The sequence below is a fragment of the Pseudomonas sp. NUPR-002 genome, assembly GCF_056322725.1.
Window position 1 is genome coordinate 1273804 of record NZ_CM150476.1, and the last position, 16527, is coordinate 1290330.

At 65.7% G+C, this 16527-nt stretch carries 16 protein-coding genes and 1 pseudogene; 2 read left to right on the plus strand and 15 right to left on the minus strand.

Features of this window, described 5'->3' with window-relative positions:
* Positions 1-28: 28 nt before the first annotated feature.
* From ACVWSC_RS05925 to ACVWSC_RS05970, 10 genes are read right to left on the minus strand one after another with little or no spacing between them, the layout of a single operon-like run.
* The gene (locus tag ACVWSC_RS05925; RefSeq protein ID WP_031299380.1) at positions 29-781 is read right to left on the minus strand and encodes a DsbA family protein; all 753 of its coding nucleotides are present in this window, start codon (positions 779-781) and stop codon (positions 29-31) included.
* A 15-nt stretch (positions 782-796) separates the two neighbouring features.
* A complete protein-coding gene (locus ACVWSC_RS05930; RefSeq protein ID WP_003158645.1) occupies positions 797-3667 on the minus strand; it encodes a conjugative transfer ATPase in 2871 nt (956 codons plus the stop codon).
* Positions 3667-4107 carry a TIGR03751 family conjugal transfer lipoprotein gene (locus ACVWSC_RS05935; RefSeq protein WP_003158644.1) on the minus strand — a complete coding sequence of 147 codons (441 nt, stop codon included), beginning with the start codon at positions 4105-4107 and terminating at the stop codon, positions 3667-3669. Before ACVWSC_RS05935 ends, ACVWSC_RS05930 begins: the two co-directional genes overlap by 1 nt.
* On the minus strand, positions 4088-5506 hold the full coding sequence (locus ACVWSC_RS05940; protein WP_003158643.1) for a TIGR03752 family integrating conjugative element protein: 1419 nt from the start codon (positions 5504-5506) through the stop codon (positions 4088-4090). The genes ACVWSC_RS05935 and ACVWSC_RS05940 overlap by 20 nt, the downstream gene beginning before the upstream one ends.
* Positions 5496-6428, minus strand: a complete 933-nt coding sequence (locus ACVWSC_RS05945; RefSeq protein WP_003158641.1) for a TIGR03749 family integrating conjugative element protein — start codon at positions 6426-6428, stop codon at positions 5496-5498. The genes ACVWSC_RS05940 and ACVWSC_RS05945 overlap by 11 nt, the downstream gene beginning before the upstream one ends.
* A complete protein-coding gene (locus tag ACVWSC_RS05950) occupies positions 6425-7114 on the minus strand; it encodes a PFL_4703 family integrating conjugative element protein (RefSeq protein WP_003158640.1) in 690 nt (229 codons plus the stop codon). The genes ACVWSC_RS05945 and ACVWSC_RS05950 overlap by 4 nt, the downstream gene beginning before the upstream one ends.
* Entirely contained in the window at positions 7111-7521 is a 411-nt protein-coding gene (locus ACVWSC_RS05955; protein ID WP_003158639.1) for a TIGR03750 family conjugal transfer protein, read from the minus strand. Before ACVWSC_RS05955 ends, ACVWSC_RS05950 begins: the two co-directional genes overlap by 4 nt.
* A 12-nt stretch (positions 7522-7533) precedes the next feature.
* The gene (locus ACVWSC_RS05960; protein WP_003158638.1) at positions 7534-7893 is read right to left on the minus strand and encodes a TIGR03745 family integrating conjugative element membrane protein; all 360 of its coding nucleotides are present in this window, start codon (positions 7891-7893) and stop codon (positions 7534-7536) included.
* A 16-nt stretch (positions 7894-7909) separates the two neighbouring features.
* The gene (locus ACVWSC_RS05965) at positions 7910-8143 is read right to left on the minus strand and encodes a TIGR03758 family integrating conjugative element protein (protein ID WP_003050225.1); all 234 of its coding nucleotides are present in this window, start codon (positions 8141-8143) and stop codon (positions 7910-7912) included.
* Entirely contained in the window at positions 8140-8520 is a 381-nt protein-coding gene (locus ACVWSC_RS05970; protein WP_003158637.1) for an integrative conjugative element protein, RAQPRD family, read from the minus strand. The genes ACVWSC_RS05965 and ACVWSC_RS05970 overlap by 4 nt, the downstream gene beginning before the upstream one ends.
* Positions 8521-8645: 125 nt before the next feature.
* Here ACVWSC_RS05970 and ACVWSC_RS05975 point away from each other — a divergent pair.
* Positions 8646-10207 (plus strand): annotated as a pseudogene (locus ACVWSC_RS05975) (IS3 family transposase).
* 135 nt (positions 10208-10342) lie between these two features.
* Complete coding sequence (locus tag ACVWSC_RS05980) at positions 10343-11713, plus strand: hypothetical protein (protein ID WP_003158636.1); 1371 nt, start codon at positions 10343-10345, stop codon at positions 11711-11713.
* On the opposite strand, the gene ACVWSC_RS05985 is transcribed toward ACVWSC_RS05980, so the two are convergent.
* From ACVWSC_RS05985 to ACVWSC_RS06005, 5 genes are read right to left on the minus strand one after another with little or no spacing between them, the layout of a single operon-like run.
* Positions 11714-12463 (minus strand): TIGR03747 family integrating conjugative element membrane protein, encoded by a 750-nt coding sequence (locus ACVWSC_RS05985; RefSeq protein ID WP_003158635.1) that lies wholly within the window; start codon positions 12461-12463, stop codon positions 11714-11716.
* Complete coding sequence (traD, locus tag ACVWSC_RS05990; RefSeq protein ID WP_003158634.1) at positions 12460-14646, minus strand: type IV conjugative transfer system coupling protein TraD; 2187 nt, start codon at positions 14644-14646, stop codon at positions 12460-12462. Before traD ends, ACVWSC_RS05985 begins: the two co-directional genes overlap by 4 nt.
* A gap of 4 nt (positions 14647-14650) precedes the next feature.
* Complete coding sequence (locus ACVWSC_RS05995) at positions 14651-15199, minus strand: integrating conjugative element protein (RefSeq protein ID WP_003158633.1); 549 nt, start codon at positions 15197-15199, stop codon at positions 14651-14653.
* Positions 15196-15801: a transglycosylase SLT domain-containing protein gene (locus ACVWSC_RS06000; protein ID WP_003158632.1), complete on the minus strand. Its 606-nt coding sequence runs from the start codon at positions 15799-15801 to the stop codon at positions 15196-15198. The genes ACVWSC_RS05995 and ACVWSC_RS06000 overlap by 4 nt, the downstream gene beginning before the upstream one ends.
* Positions 15783-16520, minus strand: coding sequence for a TIGR03759 family integrating conjugative element protein (locus tag ACVWSC_RS06005; protein ID WP_003158631.1), 738 nt, complete (start codon positions 16518-16520; stop codon positions 15783-15785). Before ACVWSC_RS06005 ends, ACVWSC_RS06000 begins: the two co-directional genes overlap by 19 nt.
* Between the last annotated feature and the right edge of the window lie 7 nt (positions 16521-16527).

The window sequence follows — 16527 nt, forward strand, 5'->3', positions numbered from 1 at the left end:
GCTGCGCCGTAGCCTCAAAGACCGCAGGCTACCTGGGCATGTCGCCGACAACGTCGGCAGGCATTTCGGTGGTCGGTGGAGCGGCGGCATCCTCAGCCACCAGCATGTCCATGGCCGACAGCAGTGCATCGCCTTCGATCGGCCCCTGCAACACGACTGCCTGATCGGTTTGGCGATCCTGCAGACGAATCGAAGGCGTCGCGGTCACGCCGCCCTTGGTGGCTTCCTCGGCCTGAGCGCGAATCACCCTATCCGGTCGCTCGCTGGCCAAACACTGCTCGACGGCTGGGTTGAGGCCGGGATAGCGCAGACCCTCGGGCAAGCCCAAGCCGTCGCTACGTGTGTGCGCATAGATCCATTCAATGGCCTGCCAGAACGCAGCATGCCCGCCACTTTCGGCGGCGCACTCGGCCAGGCGTGCCTCGGCGGAGGCGGCCGGTTCGTGCGCGGCCAGCGGCTGGTGGTGCCATTGCAGAGCTACGTCCGCGTTGGCACCCACCCAGCGCTTGAGCTGCGGGAAGTACGCTCGGCAGAACGGACATTCGAGGTCGGCATAGAGCGTCAGCGTGAAACGGCCCTGCGCGTTGCCCATCTGCCAGGGAGGCCCGGCCACCTGCGCGGTGCTGACCTGCGCGGGAGCCTGCAACGCGGGTTCACTGGGTGCGCGGGACACGAGCCAGATCAACAGCAGTGTGATCAGTCCAATCGCCACGAACCAGGGCCAGCGCCGATGGCGGAGCGCCTGTACCGGCATAGGAATGGAAGGACGTTTCGGTTTCACGGCATTCTCCGGCTGCTATTGCGGCAGGCCCAAGGCTGGCGACTCGATGCCACGCGCCTGGTCGATCTTCTCGGCCACCTTGAAGGCCGCGTCGAGTTCACTGATGCCGTGTTGCTGCATGAGCTGGTAACGCTCGGCTTTTTCCTCGGGTTCGGTCTGCGCGAGCGCGAGATAGAGGCTCGGTGGCACGGCCCGAAACAGCACTTCAAGGCTCTTGGAGAGGATGACGCCCTCGGTGAACTTCCCTGCTTCCTTGCGCGCGGAAAGCATCAGCGCCTTCTGCGCAGGCGAGAGTTCGCGGAACCGCGCGATCTTCTCCACCTCATCGGGCGGCATCGACAGGCAGATCCACCACTCGATCATGTTGAGCATGGGCTCTGCAGCGCGCGGCAAGTCGTCGATGTTTTGTGTGGCGAGCCAGAACCAGGCCCCCAGCTTGCGCCACATCTTGGTGATCTTCACCACGTAGGGGGCGAGCAGCGGGTTCTTGGTGATGATGTGTCCTTCGTCGGTGACGTTGATGATCGGGCGGCCCAGGTACTGATCGCGCTCGGCAATGTTGTTCACCGTGCTGATCAGGCTGATGTAGGCAATGGAGAGCTGCGCGTTGTAGCCCTCGCGGGCATAGGTCGCCAGATCGACCAGGGTGATGTCGGCTTCGGGCCACGGCGAACCGTCGCGGTCGAACATTTCGCCGTCCGTGCCTTGACAGAACATGTCCATGGCATCTGCCATCTCCAGCAGCCGCACGCGCCGCATCTCTGGCAGCGTTGGGTCCTGGCCGCGCTCGCGCAGCGCGTTGCGCACGTCGCGCGTGAGCACCGTGCGCTTCTCGGCCACGCAATGCTCGGCGGCGTCGAGGATGCACTGGCGGATGAGCGAGCGATCGGCCCGCGTCATCCGGGCCTCTTCTTTATCCTCGCCGCCGGTGATCATCAGCCGTGCGGTGATTTCCAACTCGCCGAGTACGTCGCGCTGCTCGTCCGCTTCCATGGCCGATGCATCGGGTGGCATGTCCTCGTCCAGCACATCGGCATCCAGCGTCTGCACGTCGCTCGGCGTTTCGATCAGCCGACGCGCGTCGGCGAACGGCGCCAGGCTGATGCCCGAGCCGGGGGCCAGCTTGACCCGGTTCACAGTCAGGCCCAGGCGCTTGGCGAAATCGCTGAACAAGCCGAAGCTGTTGCCGGCTTCCACGATGAAGAGGCGCGGCCGGTAGATGGCCGTGACCTGGTTCAAGAGGTTGTTGAGCGTTGCGCTTTTGCCGGAGCCGGTGGGGCCGAACAGGAACAGGTGCGCGTTCATCTGCCGATCCAGGCGGTTGAGCGGGTCAAAGGTGATCGGCCCGCCGCCTCGATTGAAGAACGTATTGCCCGGATGGCCCGTGCCCTGGCTGCGGCCCCAGGCCGGTGAGAGGTTCGCCACGTGCTGGGCGAACATCAGTTGGGTGAACCAGTTCCGTCGATCCTGGCTCGGGTTGTAGCAGCACGGCAGCCAGCGCAGATAACTGTTCAAAGGCGCGACTTCATCGTCCTCGCGCACGGGCTGCAAACCGGCGTTAAGCATCACGTTCGCCAGATCAAGGCCGCGCCGGTCCAGTTCGGCTTCATCCCGGCCGCGCAAATAGAACGCCAGTGTTCCCCGGTACAGCTTGTGCGCGCTGCCGATCAGCGAGCGGGCCTCCTGCACATCCTTGAGCGTCTGCTCCGATGCCAGTGTTTCGCCGACTGCCTTCTTCGCCAGGTGGTTCAGGTGCGATTCGAGGATGTCCTGGGGTGTCGCCACCATGGTCAGACACATCGTCGTGTCCTCGGGCATCTGATCGAACAGCGTATTGATCGCATCGCCTTTGCGGGTTTCGCCAGTCAAATGCCCCGTGCCGGGCGGCATGCGCAGCCGGTCAGTGACCAGCACACGATGCGGCATGCCGTCGAAGTGCCAGGTGCCGTGATCCGCGTCCGAGCGTGGCTGGCTGAAGAAAAGCCGCTGGCTGAAATCCCGCCCGCTCGCCAGCTCGATCTCGCCGTCTTCTGTCTCGTCGGGGTAGCGTGCCAGCGCATAGAAGCGTTCGCGGTCCTCGATCCCAGGGCCGAGCAGCGTGGGACGCGGGTTGAACCACCGCAGCAGCCAGTCATGGACGTCGGCCGCGGCCATGCGCCGGGCCTGGATGCCGGCGTTCGCCAGCCCGCCACACAAGCGATCGCAGACGATGTTCAGCATCTGCTCGGGCGTCTGGCCGCGGCGGTTCGCCTGCCCGGTGGCCCGGCGATAGACGACCATGCGCACGCGCCGCGTCTGGCCGCGCCAGCGCAGCCGTGTGACCACCGTGTCCTCGAACAGCCCGCCGGGCTTCGCTACCGCGCGCAGGTGGTGTCCGAAGAAGCGAAGGTAGAACTCGGTGAAAGCCGTATTGCGGGCGCGCGGCTGCACGTAGTCGCGCAGGGTCTGCATGTACTGGTCGAAGCTGGGTTCGTCCTGGGCGTAGAGCTGGAGTACCCAGGGGTTCTCGTCCAGTTCATCGAACGAGTCCTGGAGCGCGTTCTCCAAGGCGTCGCGGGCATGCGCGAGCCAGCCGGGTTCCCGGCCCTCGGTGCCCAGCGGCACCAGCTCGTAGAACGCCGCGACCGATTGCCCGTCTTCCAGCAGCATCGACTTCGACTGGGGCAGGAACTCCACCCAGGGCAGGAATTCCGCGAACGACGGCGCAACGTCGTACAGCGCCTGCTCGTCGGCCACGGTCGCCGGCCTGTGGCCATGGACCGCCGTGCCGGGTTCGGGGATGCCGGCCTGACGCAGGGCCTCGACGTGGCGCTGCCAGCCGTCCGGCTGCTCGTCATCGTCTGCGTCGGATGCAGTCAGCTTCGGCCAGGGGAGTTTCCAGCGCATCAGTAGTCCTCCACGCGCTCGCCGGGCATGGCGTACTGCACGCGCTGGTACAAGGGAAAAACCGTCGTATAGCCCGGCACGGGCACCGGGTCCGTGCCTGCCAGGTGCGGGTACACGTACATCACCAGGTCGGGATTCGGCAGGCGCTGGAACTGGCGATAGACCTCGTTGCGCGCTGTGCGCGTGTAGCGCATCTGCTCGGCGGGCGCGGCCTGTACATCCATCTCGGTCAGCGGCCGGCGCAGGCTCTGGCGCGCGTCGAGCAATTGCCTGCGTGCCACCTGGCCGGCGCCACCGCCGCCGTCACCGGCGTTCTGCTGCCAGATGTCCATCATCGTGCTGTCGCCGTGGGGCAGCAGCTTTTCCTTGCTGGTGGCGCAGCCGCCGAGCACCGCGACGGCAAGGGCCAGCGCCAGGCCCTTATTCAAGTTCGAGAGCATGGCTTTCTCCTGCACGGTGATCGACCTTGCGACCTTCGGGATCGAAATCGATGGCGAGCGGCTTTTCGAGGTGGACGGCGACCTTTGCGCCGGGTTGGACATAGACGGCGGCGAAGGCCTGGCCGTACAACTTGTTCACCCAATCGGCCATGTCCCGAACGCCGCCGGCCAGGATGCGGCCCACGGCTTCGTTGCCCGAGATGCCGACGCTTCCGATGGAGCCATCGGCGCCCACGTAGGACATCTGACCGCTGTCGCTGTCGATGAGCGAGGCGACGCCGGCACCCGCCGCGGTGATCAGCGCCTGTGAGCCGAGGTACTGCTGGGCGTTGCTGCGCCGCTCTCCGCTGACGCAGGGAATGCCATAGGGGTCGCTGATCCAGCCCAGGCCGTCGCGCTGCTGGTTGTTCTGCTGGTTGCCCTCGCGGTCTTCGGGAATCGTCCGAATGGTCCCGTCATGGAACACAAAGGTGATGCTGCGCACCTGGCCGCGCACGCAAGAGAGCGTCCAGTCACCCGAGGCCGTGCCGGAAAACACGGCGCCCGCCACGTCGGGAATGTCAATTCCGTTTGCCGTGAGGTTGTCGGGACCGACCAGGACTTTGAACGGATACGGATCGTTGACCGTACCGTCGATCGGCACGCGGCCGATCAGCGCCGTCATTGCCACCGATCCCATCAGCGTCGAGTTGGTCGGCACCGTATAGACCGGCTTGGCGCTCTTGACGCCTGCGGCGCGGGCGCCCGCGTTCGCCACGGTTTGTGCCGTGGTTTCCAGCGTGCTCTGCGCGGGGCCGAAGCTCGTCGGAAAGCTCATGCCGCCACCCGTGCCACGACTGCCGTTACGCCCATCAGTGGGCTTCGCGTCGTCCGGCTCGACCCAGCGCACGCCGCCTTCCATGCCTGCCTCGTCGCCGTTACGCAGCCCCAGGCCCACGGGTAGATCGGCGTGGCCGCCGCCGCGCCCGCCGATGCCTTCCAGGCGCCGCTGCAGGTCGGCGAGCAGTCCCTCGGTCTGCTGGCGCTCGCTGGCTGCCTGCTGCTGGTCGCGGCGCAGGTTGGAGCGCTCGGTCTCCAGCGCCGAATTGATGCGCTGGTCGATGGCGTTCTCGCGCTGGCGCAGGCGCTGGTTCTCTTCGCGCTGAGACTTGTTGTCCAAGAGCGTGGTCTGAAGCTCGGTGCGCAATTGCTTCACCTGCGCCACCAGGGTCGCCACGGTATCGCGGGGGGTATCGCCCTCGATGCCCAGCGCCTTCATCTCCTCGGGCGTGAGCTGGGCGCCGGCATCGGCTGCGGGCTGTGTCGACGTGCTCCCACCGGAGAACAGCCGGATGGCGACGAACAGCACCAACAGGGCCACGGGGATCATCAGCCACTTCAGGAGTCCGTTACTGCGCATGGCGAGTCTCCTTGCCATCCGCGGCCTCGTTGTCCCGTGTCTCGATTTGCGGCTGCGGCAGATGCGCAGCCGGGTCGAAGCGGTGGATAGCGGGCAGCAGCGACTGCGCGAGGCCACGCCCGCGCGTCACCAGGTACAGAACGGTGGTGTCCTCGGGCGTTCCGCGTGGACCCAGCGCCTCGTGCTGGAAGCTGGCCGTGAGGAAATCGCCTTGCAGCACACGCGGGTCGAGGGTGATCCAGCCGCTGCTGCCGTTGGTGAGACGCACGGCGGTGACCCACTGGTCTTCCAGCCGCCACGACGCGAGCGCGACCGCGCGCACCGGCAGCGTCGGCATCAGCGTGGTCAGGTCCATGTCGCGGCGCAGATTGACCCGCATGACACCCGGCAGCGCCTCGACCGTACGCAGCGGCGCATAGAGGTTCTGCGCGGCGAAGCGCGTCAGCGCGACCGAGACCGGGGTTTCGCGCCGCGCCGTCCGCGCGCCTGCCTGATTCTGGGTGTGCGCCGGGGGCGCGTCGGCACCCTCCGGCTGATCGCCATAGCGCGCCGGGGTGCTGTTGCCCTCGACGATGCGCACCGGCTCCAGCTCGGCTTCGCCGTCCTTGGCCGGCTCGGCGGCGATGTCCAGCAGGATCAATGCGCCCGTGTCGGCGTCCTGCAGTTGCAGCCGTGTTGGTTCGATCGGCGCACTGGCGCGCAGGTACACCGCACCGCCCGCGCTCTGCACGCGCAGACGTTCGCCCACGCCGGCAGGCACGCCCACGCGGACGTTCCTGTCGATGAACACGATGCGCTCCTGGCCGACACGCAACGGCACGGCCAGCGGCAGACGTTCCCAGCGCAGGATCTCCACCGCATGGGCGACAGGTGCTGCGACTACGACCAGCAGCCCCAGCAGTGCGAGTACAGGATGCTTCATGGGGTTTCTCCTTGGGGCGCTTGCGGAGCCAAACCACCGGGCGCCGGGCGCGTCGGCTCCGGGGCGCCGATGCGCTGCGGCGCCCCTTCGTAGCAGTCGAGTACCAGGCCGAACGGGTTGCGGGCGGGATCGATGTCCACGCGCGTGACCTTGATGGGGTAGCGCACCAGGGCGCGCTTGACCTGTTCCGCGCCGTAGTACTCGTCGGCGCTGATGTCCAGTGTCACCACCCAGTCGCGGTCGGAGACCACGCGCACGCGCGTCGTAGGGTCGTCGCCGTAGCCACGGCCCGGGATTTCGTAGATGCCGCGCACGCGCTGGCGCAACTCACCCGTGCTGCGGCGGTAGTCGTAGTCGGCTCGCAGGAAAGCCTGGCAGGACGGCGTGAGATACGGCGAGAGTGTGTGAAGGTTGCGTGCGTAGTCCTCTTCGCCATTCGTGGGCCAACGGTGGAGGGTCTGAAACACGTAGAACGTGAACGCATAGACCGATTCGGGCGGCACTTCCCACCACTTGCGGGTACTGCCGGAGCGCAGATCAGGCGGGACGTGGATGGTCAGGTCGCGCGGAGCGCTCCACCAGCCGCCGCCCATCACCAGGGCGACGATGACCAGCGCGCCAGCACCCAGGCGAAGCGTCTTGATGTGCGCCTGCAGATGGGTGATCTCGTTCTTGAAGCGGCTCATCGTGCCCCCCTTGCAGCAGACCTTCGGGTGGTCCAGAAGCCGGAGCGTGAGATCAGCACATGGCCGCCCACCCAGCCCGCCACCAGCGGATAGCGCGTGGCGATGCGCCACTGGAGTTGCCGATACAGCCAGGTGTCGGGACGCCCACGCTTGAGGCGACGCAGGATGCCGCCCCCGATGAACACGCCGAAGGCCACGCCCAGCACGACGAACGTGGGCGCGAGCGCGATCGTGCGGAACACCCAGGACAGCGGCGCACCGACCAGCAGGCCGGCGGCACCGGACAGGCCGCAGCAGATCCACAGCTCGTCGGCGGTGAGGCCGCGCACGACAACGGGATGGCGGTTGAGCCGGTGCGGAAGGAACGTGACCGTCCCGTCAGCACGGACGTGCTGCTGCTCGGACATACCGGCCTCGCCTTACAGGATGCCGGTGGCTTCGGTGAGCAGCCAAATGCCGATCACGAGCAGCACCGCGCCGATGGCGACCGTGAGGCCGAATTGGCCCCAGGTTTTGCGACCAGTGTGGATTTCCGCGTAGGTGCCGTAGGCGTGGTAGCACACGCCAATGAACATCGACGCCACAACCAGCAGGGCCACGAGCATGATGATGTCGTAGCCGTAGTTCCTGATCGTCTCCATGATGCCGCTGCCGGCGCCCCGGGTCGGGTTCTCCAACTGCGGCAGGCCTTGCGCGAACGACAGCGCCGGCAGCGCGGCGGCGCCCAGAGCCACGGTGGTGCGCTGGACAAAACGGGAAGTGAGGATGCGGTTTTGCATGGTCAGGCCTTTCAGGTCAGGAGAGGAGGAAGAAACTCAGGACGAGGTACATCGCGACGAAGCGGATGCAGACGCCGAGGAACTGGCGCTGGTTGAGGCGGCTCTCGGACCACCCTACGTAAGCCGTTCGGATGGCCCAGACGCCCCAGACGAGCAGGACCGCGAACACGACGCCGACCAGGACGGTCGCCATCGCGGAAGGCGCGATGCCGCTGTTGGCTTGAAATGCCGAGACTTGGGCGCCGTTCATGGCTTGGCCTCCGCGGTCGTCGGCGATGGCTCGACGGCCCGCTCGGTGCGGTAGTCGCCGGCCAGCTCGGCGGGGTCGCGCGGCTGAGCACGCGAAGGAGAGAGGTGCGCCTGGATGCCGGCGCGCACGCGCGCTAGGTCAGCCAGCAGCCGCGGGTAATCGAAGTGGTAGCGCTCGCCCGGCTGGACGGGAGCATGCGCGGCGCTGTCGGCGACGGTGCGCTCCAGCGCGTCGAGCTGGCGCAGCGCCGCGACCAATTCCTGACGCTGCGCGGGGGGCTCGGCCAACGCCATCGGGGACTGGCCCAGCAGGAGGGCCGTCACGAGAAAAGTGGGCACGCCGCGATGCGCGGCACGCAGCCAGGTTGAAGCCACCATCGCGCCATTCCTGTGTGATCAGCAATGGCTCGATCGTGGAGATCAGGGCTGCTTTAGGCCCCCCCCGCGTCAGAATAGTTGTCGCCTCCATAGATCAACCCCGGGGGCGGCGATGAAGGACAAACTTGGCTCGATACGGACAGACATTCAAAGACAGAGCGGTAGCGCGGTTGCTGCCGCCGGAGAGCGCAGCGATCGACGTGGTTGCGCGGGAGATTGGGATCGCTGCAGGCACCTTGGAGCGCTGGCGCGAGCAGGCGCGGTCCAGGCCCGCCCGAGGGCGGGCCTGGACCGCGGCCGGCCGGCTTGAGGCGGTGGTGACCACGGCGGCGATGAACGAGGCCGAATTGAGCGCGTGGTGTCGCTCGCACGGTGTGTACCCACAGGATCTGGCGAAGTGGCGCGCAAGTGCCACGACGGCGCTGGCCGCGCCCGAGGAACTGCGAGCCAGCCCGCAGGCCACGCGGGCCGACCGCAAGCGCATCAAGGAACTCGAGCGCGAGTTGCTGCGCAAGGACCGCGCCCTGGCGGAGACGGCAGCGCTGCTGGTGCTGTCAAAAAAAGTGCAGGCGATCTTCAGCAGGGGAGAGGACGAATGATCGGCCTCGAGGATCGCCAATGCCTGTCCCAAGAAATCGGTGTTGCGCATGCCGCAGGCGCACGGCTGCACCAGGCTTGCGAGGTCGTCGGCATCGACCTTCGCACCCTGCAGCGCTGGAAGGCGCAAGAAGGCCTCACAGCGGGTGATCGCAGGCCTCACGCGGTGCGCCCGCTGCCCAGCCATGCCCTGAGCGACAGCGAGCGCGCTGAGATCGTCCGGGTGGCCAATGAGCCGCGCTTCGCAGCCGTGCCGCCGGCACGCATCGTGCCCATGCTGGCTGACGACGGCGTGTACCTGGCCAGCGAGTCCACCTTCAGCCGCGTGCTGCGCGACGAGGGGCAGGCGGCGCACCGGGGTCGCGCCAAGAAGCCCCGCACAGTCCGACCGCCGACCACGCATGTGGCTACTGCGCCGCGACAGGTGTGGTGCTGGGACATGACCTATCTGCCGGCTGCGGTGATCGGCATGTGGTTCCACCTGTACCTGATCCTGGACCTGTACAGCCGCAAGATCGTCGGCTGGGAAGTGCACGCCACGGACGACTCCGTGCACGCGGCTCACCTGGTGCGGCGCACCGCGCTGGCCGAGGGCATCGCCACGATGCTGACCAAGCCCGTGCTGCACGGCGACAACGGCGCCACGCTGAAGGCCACCACGGTGCTGGGGATGCTGTACTGGCTGGGCGTCAAGCCGTCGTATTCGAGGCCTCGCGTGAGCGACGACAACGCCTATGCGGAGTCGTTGTTCCGCACCGCCAAGTACCGCCCTGAGTTCCCTGCGAAGGGCTTCGCCGACCTCGACGCCGCTCGGACCTGGGCCGCGGAATTCGTGCGTTGGTACAACGATGAGCACCGACACAGCGGCATCCGCTACGTCACCCCTGGTCAGCGCCATTGCGGCGCAGATCAGGCCATCCTGGCTGCTCGACACGAGCTGTACCTCAAGGCCCGTGAGCGCAACCCAGCGCGCTGGTCCGGCACCACGCGCGACTGGTCGCCTATCGGCGCAGTTACCCTCAACCCCGAACGCGACTCGGTCGTCGCGGACCACATGAAAGCAGACCTTAAACAGCCCTTGGCTGCATAAATCAGGCGACAACTACCTTGACACGCGCCGGGCCGCAAACAATAGGAACCCGCGGATGACCGGATTGATGGATGCCGAGGCTGTTGGTGTCAGCCTGGGCTATCCTGCGGTCAGAAGTAGATCGAGGAGGAATTTATGGGGCTAAAGACCGAGCTGAAAGCTCTGGTGGATGAGTTAGATCGCGTGCACAAGGGGGCCACTCCATGGTCCGAAGAGGCCGGCATTCCTGATTTCATCACCGCTGAGAACGGTATGCAGCGGTACTTCACCAAGAAGGCAAGAGAGGCGCTTGGGCAGTTCTCCAGCACCCTCCATCAGAATCGGACTCTGAACTCAGTGAAGATCGAACCCGAGGCCTTTCAGAAAATTGCCCGCCAAGCCGTTGCCGATATGCACGCCTCGGGTGAGCTTTCGGGGTTTGATGAATGCGATCAGGGCGGGCTGCTTCCCAAACTGAAATTGCTTATCGAGGAACGACTCGCAAGCATCACCAACGAACACACGCACTATTTCCCTGCCTGGACCCTGGGCATGGAGAGGAAGTCTCCGTTCTCCCTCGGCCCGGTGACATTCTTGAATAGGTCGGACTGGATAGATTCTGTAGATTTCCCTCAGCAGGGAAAGGATCACTATCTGAACCAACCAGAGGCGAACCACCGCTGGAAGGAAATTCTCAAGGATGCCTTGCAGAAGGCCAATGATGGCTCCTCCATCGAAGGGCTGGCCAACGCCGTCTACAGTGCGATAGTCGGATGTCCAGCCTTGGTCAAGGTAACAGTCCGTGGCTATGAGCGTGAATTCTCACGCAAGCTGGCGAGATTGGTTGGCAAGACAGCGCTTGACGCTATCTCTCTGGGCTTTGGAGCCCCCGAGTGCTTCCTGCAACAGGCGCTTCAAGACGAGCGCCTACCGCCTGCGGGTAGCGATCGCCTGGTCGAAACCAAAGGGTTTCTGTGGTTGCCTGGAAGCTCGCTCGGGAAGCGGATTCCTTCGCAACCTCCTGAACGAGTAAGGCAAGCGTTGGATGACATGACATCTATTCTTCCGGCATTCGCGGCGATCCTTGATGGGCTGCTTGATCCATCGAGTCACCCGCATCCCAAGCTTGCCAATCGATGGGCTACTGCGCTGGATTGGTTCGGCGAAGGAAACCGTGAGTTAAGCGATGCTATAGCGTTGGCGAAGCTCGGAACCTGCCTGGATGTACTGAGCTGCGGCGGCAGGAACGGCGGTATCTGTAAAATGGTCGTGCATCTGACCGGAACGAGTGACGACACGCAGGTAATACGAGGCAACCGTCCTCGCACGCTGAAGCAATTGGTCAAGGACATCTATGACCATGGTCGATCGCAGATACTGCATGGCACGCACTACGACAGACTGGAATCATTCGCGGCAGAGCGGCAGTATGCAGCCTACCTCGCACGGATCGTATTGATTGAGTGCGCAGTGCGACTACAGCGTTATGGTGGTCCAGATGATGACGGGGCGTTCAGCACAATATAGCTAGAGGTACTTTTTGAAGCTCCCCGCAGTCAGGGATATACCCAGTCCAAGCAAGGCGGTGCTCGGCAGCAGGATCAGCAGCGGATGCACCGATACCGGCAGCGCCAGGTACGTCACCCAAGGCAGCACGGCCAGCGGCATCAGGCTCGCCTTTGCGCGGTGGTAGATGAAGCCGGATTCCCGGCCCGCGCCGAAGCGCCGCACGTCACGGCGCACCAGGCCATCGATCAGACCTACGAATGCCGCCGTGAAGATCAGTGGCAGGGTGAGCACCAGGACCAACAGACGCACGAGAAAGGTCAGCGTCGTGAACGCTGCCGCAATCAGGTAGCTCTCGGTCCAAACATAGACTTGGCTGATGAAATAGCGGAAGTTGCGCGTCTGGCCCTGGCTCGACGCACGGGCGCGCTCGGCGGTCTGGCTCATGCGCTCCAGCAGCCCCGAACGCACGAACACCCATTCGTAGCCGGTATCTACCAACTCGTGCGCTGTGCGCCCCGGCTCCTGCACGATCACGCTGCGCGTGAAATGGCTAGACAGGTGCCCCAGCTCGTACTGCAGCATCTGCTGGGAGTGCCGCCAGCTTTGATCCTTCCAGAACAAGTGCATGCCCACGCACTCCATGACGATGGAGAACAGCAGCGAGCCGATCAGTACCCCAAGCAGCCGAAAAGGCAGCGTGATCGTGCCGATGACCAGACCCTGGCGGCGGCCTTGCTCCCTTCGTGTGGTGCCGGCGGCATCGCTCATGGTGCGGCCTCGTCTCTGGCCATATCGCCCGTGCCGGAGGCAGGAGCGTCGGCGGTGGCCACCTCATCGAGCAGGTCATCGGGCAAGGCCGTGTCCTGCAAGACCGGGGAACTGGTGAACTCCCACCACTGCGTGGCCTCACTGTAGCTCTGGCGCATGTAGCCCGCGAGTTGTTGCAGATCCTGCGGCATGACCTCATCGGGGTCCGGTGCCGGCAGCGGCATGCGAACCTTCCAAAGCTGGCCGCCCTGCAACAACGCGAAACACTGACCCTTGGGTAAGGCGACGACGTGCGACGGCTCGATCATCGGCACGCTGGACATGCTGATGCGGTCCTGCGTGTTGCTGGTGAAATCCGTCGCCCCGCGGATGTCGGAGCTGTCGGTCGCGCCGGAGACGATGGTGGTCGTATAGACCTCGACCTTCGGCAATTGCCGGGTCAGCAGTTCAGCGGTGGCCGTCTCGCGCACGCGCAGCATGAACAGGTTGTTGAAGTTGCCGATCACCTGACCGGCCTTCGCGCGGTTGCCGATGCGAGCCTCGATGTCCGAAAGGGTCTGGGTGTACGCGGTGACTTGCAGACCGGCGCCGCCGCCTTTGTTGATCAGCGGCACGAACTCGTCACCCATGAGTTCATTGAATTCATCCGCGTGGACGTTGATCGGCACGCGCGTGCCAGCCGATGCGCCCGGCAGGCCGTCATCGATCCCGTGCTTGTAGATATGGCCTGCCACCGAAACGAGATCGCTGAACATCGAGTTGCCGACCGCTGCGGCGACCTCGGCATCGGATAGCGCGTCCAGGCCCACATAGACGACGGCGCGCTTTCGGATGACCTGCATCCAATCGAAGATCGGGCGGGGGTCGGCCAGGTCGGAATAGTTCGGCGCCAGAAGCTGGGAAATCTTCCCGCTGGTGAGTTTCTCCAGCAGCGGCAGCAGCGATGCGACGATCTTGTCGAAATACGTCTTGTCGTAGCGAACCGCCGAGCGCAGGCCGTCGAGCACCGGGTCATAGTTACGGGCCTGGGAGAGGTACTGCTCCAGCGCCACCACGCGCTTCTCGCGCCCAATCATGTTGCGCGGGATGTTCTTCTCGTTGAGCTTGGCCTCGATCTGGACGATCACCTCCCAGGCCTTGGGCTCGGTCTTGGCGAAGTAGTGCTGGGCGTACTCGATGAACAGCGCGTCGATGTTGATGACGTGGCGCTGGATCAGCATGTAGTCCGGGCGCTGGCCCAGTTCCACCAGGGCGCGGGCGATGATATTGACGAAGCGCCACGCAAACTCGCGAAATGCCGCGCTGTTGCCTTCCCCGGAGAGCTGCCCTGCAACACGGGTGGCCACCTCGCTGATGCGCCCAAAGCGGCCCACAGCGTTGTAGCGCGCGGAAATGTCGGGCCAGCCCAAATGGAAGACATAGAACTCACCCTCACGACCCGCGCGTTTGGCCTCGACGTACACCCGCTTCAAAAGATCGGCATCGCCCTTGGGGTCTATGACGATGACGACCTCGTGCTCGCCGTCGGCGTTCTTGCGCCGAATGTCCTGGGTCACAAACAACTCGGCCAACCGCGTCTTGCCCACGCGCGTGGTGCCCAGCACCAGCGAATGCCCGACGCGCTCACCCAGCGGCAGGCTGACGTCCACCTCATCGGGTTCGATGCCGTGCAGGCGCGGCAGGCCGCCCACAGGCGGCAGCGGGCGCACCGGGTTGAAAGACACATCCCAGCCCGTGAGCGCGGGCAGCCGAGACAGCGGGAACGGCGCGAACTCCAGCCGTTCCTCCAGCCTGCGCGCCAGCCGGTAGGCCGGCGTCAACTCGACGTAGCGGCGAAATTCCGGTCGGTACGTCTGCATGAGCCGATGGGTGTGTTTCTGCTCCCACAGAAACCCGCGCCCCACGAACAGACGCTGCTGGCTGACCGGTACGTCCTTGCTGGTCATCACGTAGCGCGGCAAGCGGCGAATGTTGCGCCGGTAGCGCAGGATGACGCGGGCATCGCGGTAGCGGATGGCACCGTAGGCGCAGAACGCCAGCGCACTGCCGACGCCCATGGCCGGACTCAGCGCGAGCGACCACGGGGCCACCAGGGACAGAAACGCGGCGCCTGCACACGCCGCGACGGTATAGAACTCCACCGCTGGGCGCAGCAAAACCTCGACCGGCTGTTTCCCCGACATGGCTTCATTGCTCGATGCCGGTGGCTGTGATCAGCACCGGGTAATGTCGCAGAGCCAGGCGCTCGGCCAGGTCGTCACCGGCCACAGGCGCGAGGGCTACGCCCGGCACCAGGGCGCGCAGCCGTGCCAGGCCCTGCACGGTCTCGACGTTAACCACCAGGCCCACCGCGCCGCGCTGGCGCAGCGAGGCCGCCTGACGACGAAGCCAGGCGCGGGACGCCTCGTCGTCGCCGATGACCACAAAGGGCCGCAGGCCCGGCGCCTCTATCACCCGCCGCGCGACGGTGCCAGGTGTGAGCTTGGCACTGCGCACCGGCAACATCGCGGCCTCGTCCATGGGCGTGGCGGGCACCGGGAGCATTGGGATGGGCGGTCGGGCCGGCGCATCGGCGCGCGGCTGAAGGTTCAGAGCCTCGTAGTACGGCAGCGCCGACGCGCCGCCACGGTCTTCGACCACGATCAGCGGCTCGCCGGCACGCGAGGCCAGCGGCAGAGCCGCCAGCAGCACGAGCAGACCCTTCAGCGTGAAGTTGCTCAGAGGGAGGTTCGTCATGGGGATGTCTCCTGGCGCGCAGCGAGGGCCGCGGTGGTTGGGTGCGTGCCCTGCACACGGGCAAGGTGGCGCGACACGCTCCGCCTGTAACGGGCGGCAGGTTCTCCGCCCGCAGGACGGTGGTAGCGACCGATTGCCAGCAACCAGTCCTCGCCAGTGGTGTGCTGCTCTTTCAGGATTTCAGCGGCGATGGAAAGATTGCGGTACGGGTCGAGCAGGTCGCACGCGCTGGCGTAGCGCTGTTGGTGGTAGCCGAGGTTGATCTGGCCAAGGCCCGCGTCGATGCGCGTGTGCGGCGTGGCGCGCATCGCCTGCTGCAAACCGGCGCAGGCGTCGGCGCGTGTTGCGTAACGACGCGACTGGCCAGCGACGTTGAGCGACCACGGCCACGGGACGATGCGTCCATTGCGTCGGATGCCGCTCTCTTGCAAGGCTACGGCGTAGAGCACCGTCGAGGGGATGCCTGCGCGCTGTGCGGCAAGCTGGTAAGCCGGTGGCGGAAGCTCCTGGGCATGGGCGGCGCAGGCGCACAGGCCCGCCGCGATCACCAGTGCGCGCAAGCACTGCGAAACGGAGGTGGCCACTATGGCTGGCGCTGCCATTGACCGTTCACCTCGCGCACGACCGCAGGAAGGTCTCCGGGCAAGCTCAGCGACAGCCACCGCCCGCCATCATGGTTGAGCGTGATGCCACCGCTGCGCACGCGCGCCGGATCGACGTTCGCCCGCTTGGCCCAGTCGCGGATACGTGTGTCGTCCTGGCGGCTGCCGACCATGTACAGGTCGAACTCGGTACCAGAGGATTGCAGGCGCTGCACGAGCTGCCCGCAGGCCGCGCAGCCGTCCTTGATGAACACTGCCGTGCGGCCTGAACCGCGCAAGGGATTGGCGCTTGTGCCGGTGTCGGGCTTGTCGTCAGGCAGGTTCACCCGCTGCATGCCGGGATTCAGGCGCTGCCAGGCCTCGTCGTAGGCACGCTGGTAGGCGAGCAGCTTCTCGACACGGCGTGCCTCGATCTGTACCTGCAGCTCTGCGTAGCGGAGCCGTTCCTCGTCGGTGCGCGCCTCGATGCCCAGGGCGGACAGCGGGTCCAGGTTGGGTGAGTAGATACCCAGCGGCCCATCCATCAGTTCGCGATAGCGCGCCCACTCCTGCGGTTGCAAGCCCCAGTCGCTTGCCACCCGGTCGTCCAAGGCGCGAGTGACCAGCGGACGCTCCTGGCTCTGGGCATTGCCGGCGGGGGCCGTGGTCGGTTGCTGCGCCCAAGCGGACAACTGGGCAGACACCAGCAGAAGCGCGGAAAGGATAATGGCAGGCTTCATGTCATGT

Bases quoted from the DNA above. Each gene is read 5' to 3' on its own strand.
- ACVWSC_RS05930 (WP_003158645.1), bottom strand. From the start codon at position 3,667: ATGCGCTGGAAACTCCCCTGGCCGAAGCTGACTGCATCCGACGCAGAC.
- ACVWSC_RS05935 (WP_003158644.1), bottom strand. From the start codon at position 4,107: ATGCTCTCGAACTTGAATAAGGGCCTGGCGCTGGCCCTTGCCGTCGCG.
- ACVWSC_RS05940 (WP_003158643.1), bottom strand. From the start codon at position 5,506: ATGCGCAGTAACGGACTCCTGAAGTGGCTGATGATCCCCGTGGCCCTG.
- ACVWSC_RS05945 (WP_003158641.1), bottom strand. From the start codon at position 6,428: ATGAAGCATCCTGTACTCGCACTGCTGGGGCTGCTGGTCGTAGTCGCA.
- ACVWSC_RS05950 (WP_003158640.1), bottom strand. From the start codon at position 7,114: ATGAGCCGCTTCAAGAACGAGATCACCCATCTGCAGGCGCACATCAAG.
- ACVWSC_RS05955 (WP_003158639.1), bottom strand. From the start codon at position 7,521: ATGTCCGAGCAGCAGCACGTCCGTGCTGACGGGACGGTCACGTTCCTT.
- ACVWSC_RS05960 (WP_003158638.1), bottom strand. From the start codon at position 7,893: ATGCAAAACCGCATCCTCACTTCCCGTTTTGTCCAGCGCACCACCGTG.
- ACVWSC_RS05965 (WP_003050225.1), bottom strand. From the start codon at position 8,143: ATGAACGGCGCCCAAGTCTCGGCATTTCAAGCCAACAGCGGCATCGCG.
- ACVWSC_RS05970 (WP_003158637.1), bottom strand. From the start codon at position 8,520: ATGGTGGCTTCAACCTGGCTGCGTGCCGCGCATCGCGGCGTGCCCACT.
- ACVWSC_RS05980 (WP_003158636.1), top strand. From the start codon at position 10,343: ATGGGGCTAAAGACCGAGCTGAAAGCTCTGGTGGATGAGTTAGATCGC.
- ACVWSC_RS05985 (WP_003158635.1), bottom strand. From the start codon at position 12,463: ATGAGCGATGCCGCCGGCACCACACGAAGGGAGCAAGGCCGCCGCCAG.
- traD (WP_003158634.1), bottom strand. From the start codon at position 14,646: ATGTCGGGGAAACAGCCGGTCGAGGTTTTGCTGCGCCCAGCGGTGGAG.
- ACVWSC_RS05995 (WP_003158633.1), bottom strand. From the start codon at position 15,199: ATGACGAACCTCCCTCTGAGCAACTTCACGCTGAAGGGTCTGCTCGTG.
- ACVWSC_RS06000 (WP_003158632.1), bottom strand. From the start codon at position 15,801: ATGGCAGCGCCAGCCATAGTGGCCACCTCCGTTTCGCAGTGCTTGCGC.
- ACVWSC_RS06005 (WP_003158631.1), bottom strand. From the start codon at position 16,520: ATGAAGCCTGCCATTATCCTTTCCGCGCTTCTGCTGGTGTCTGCCCAG.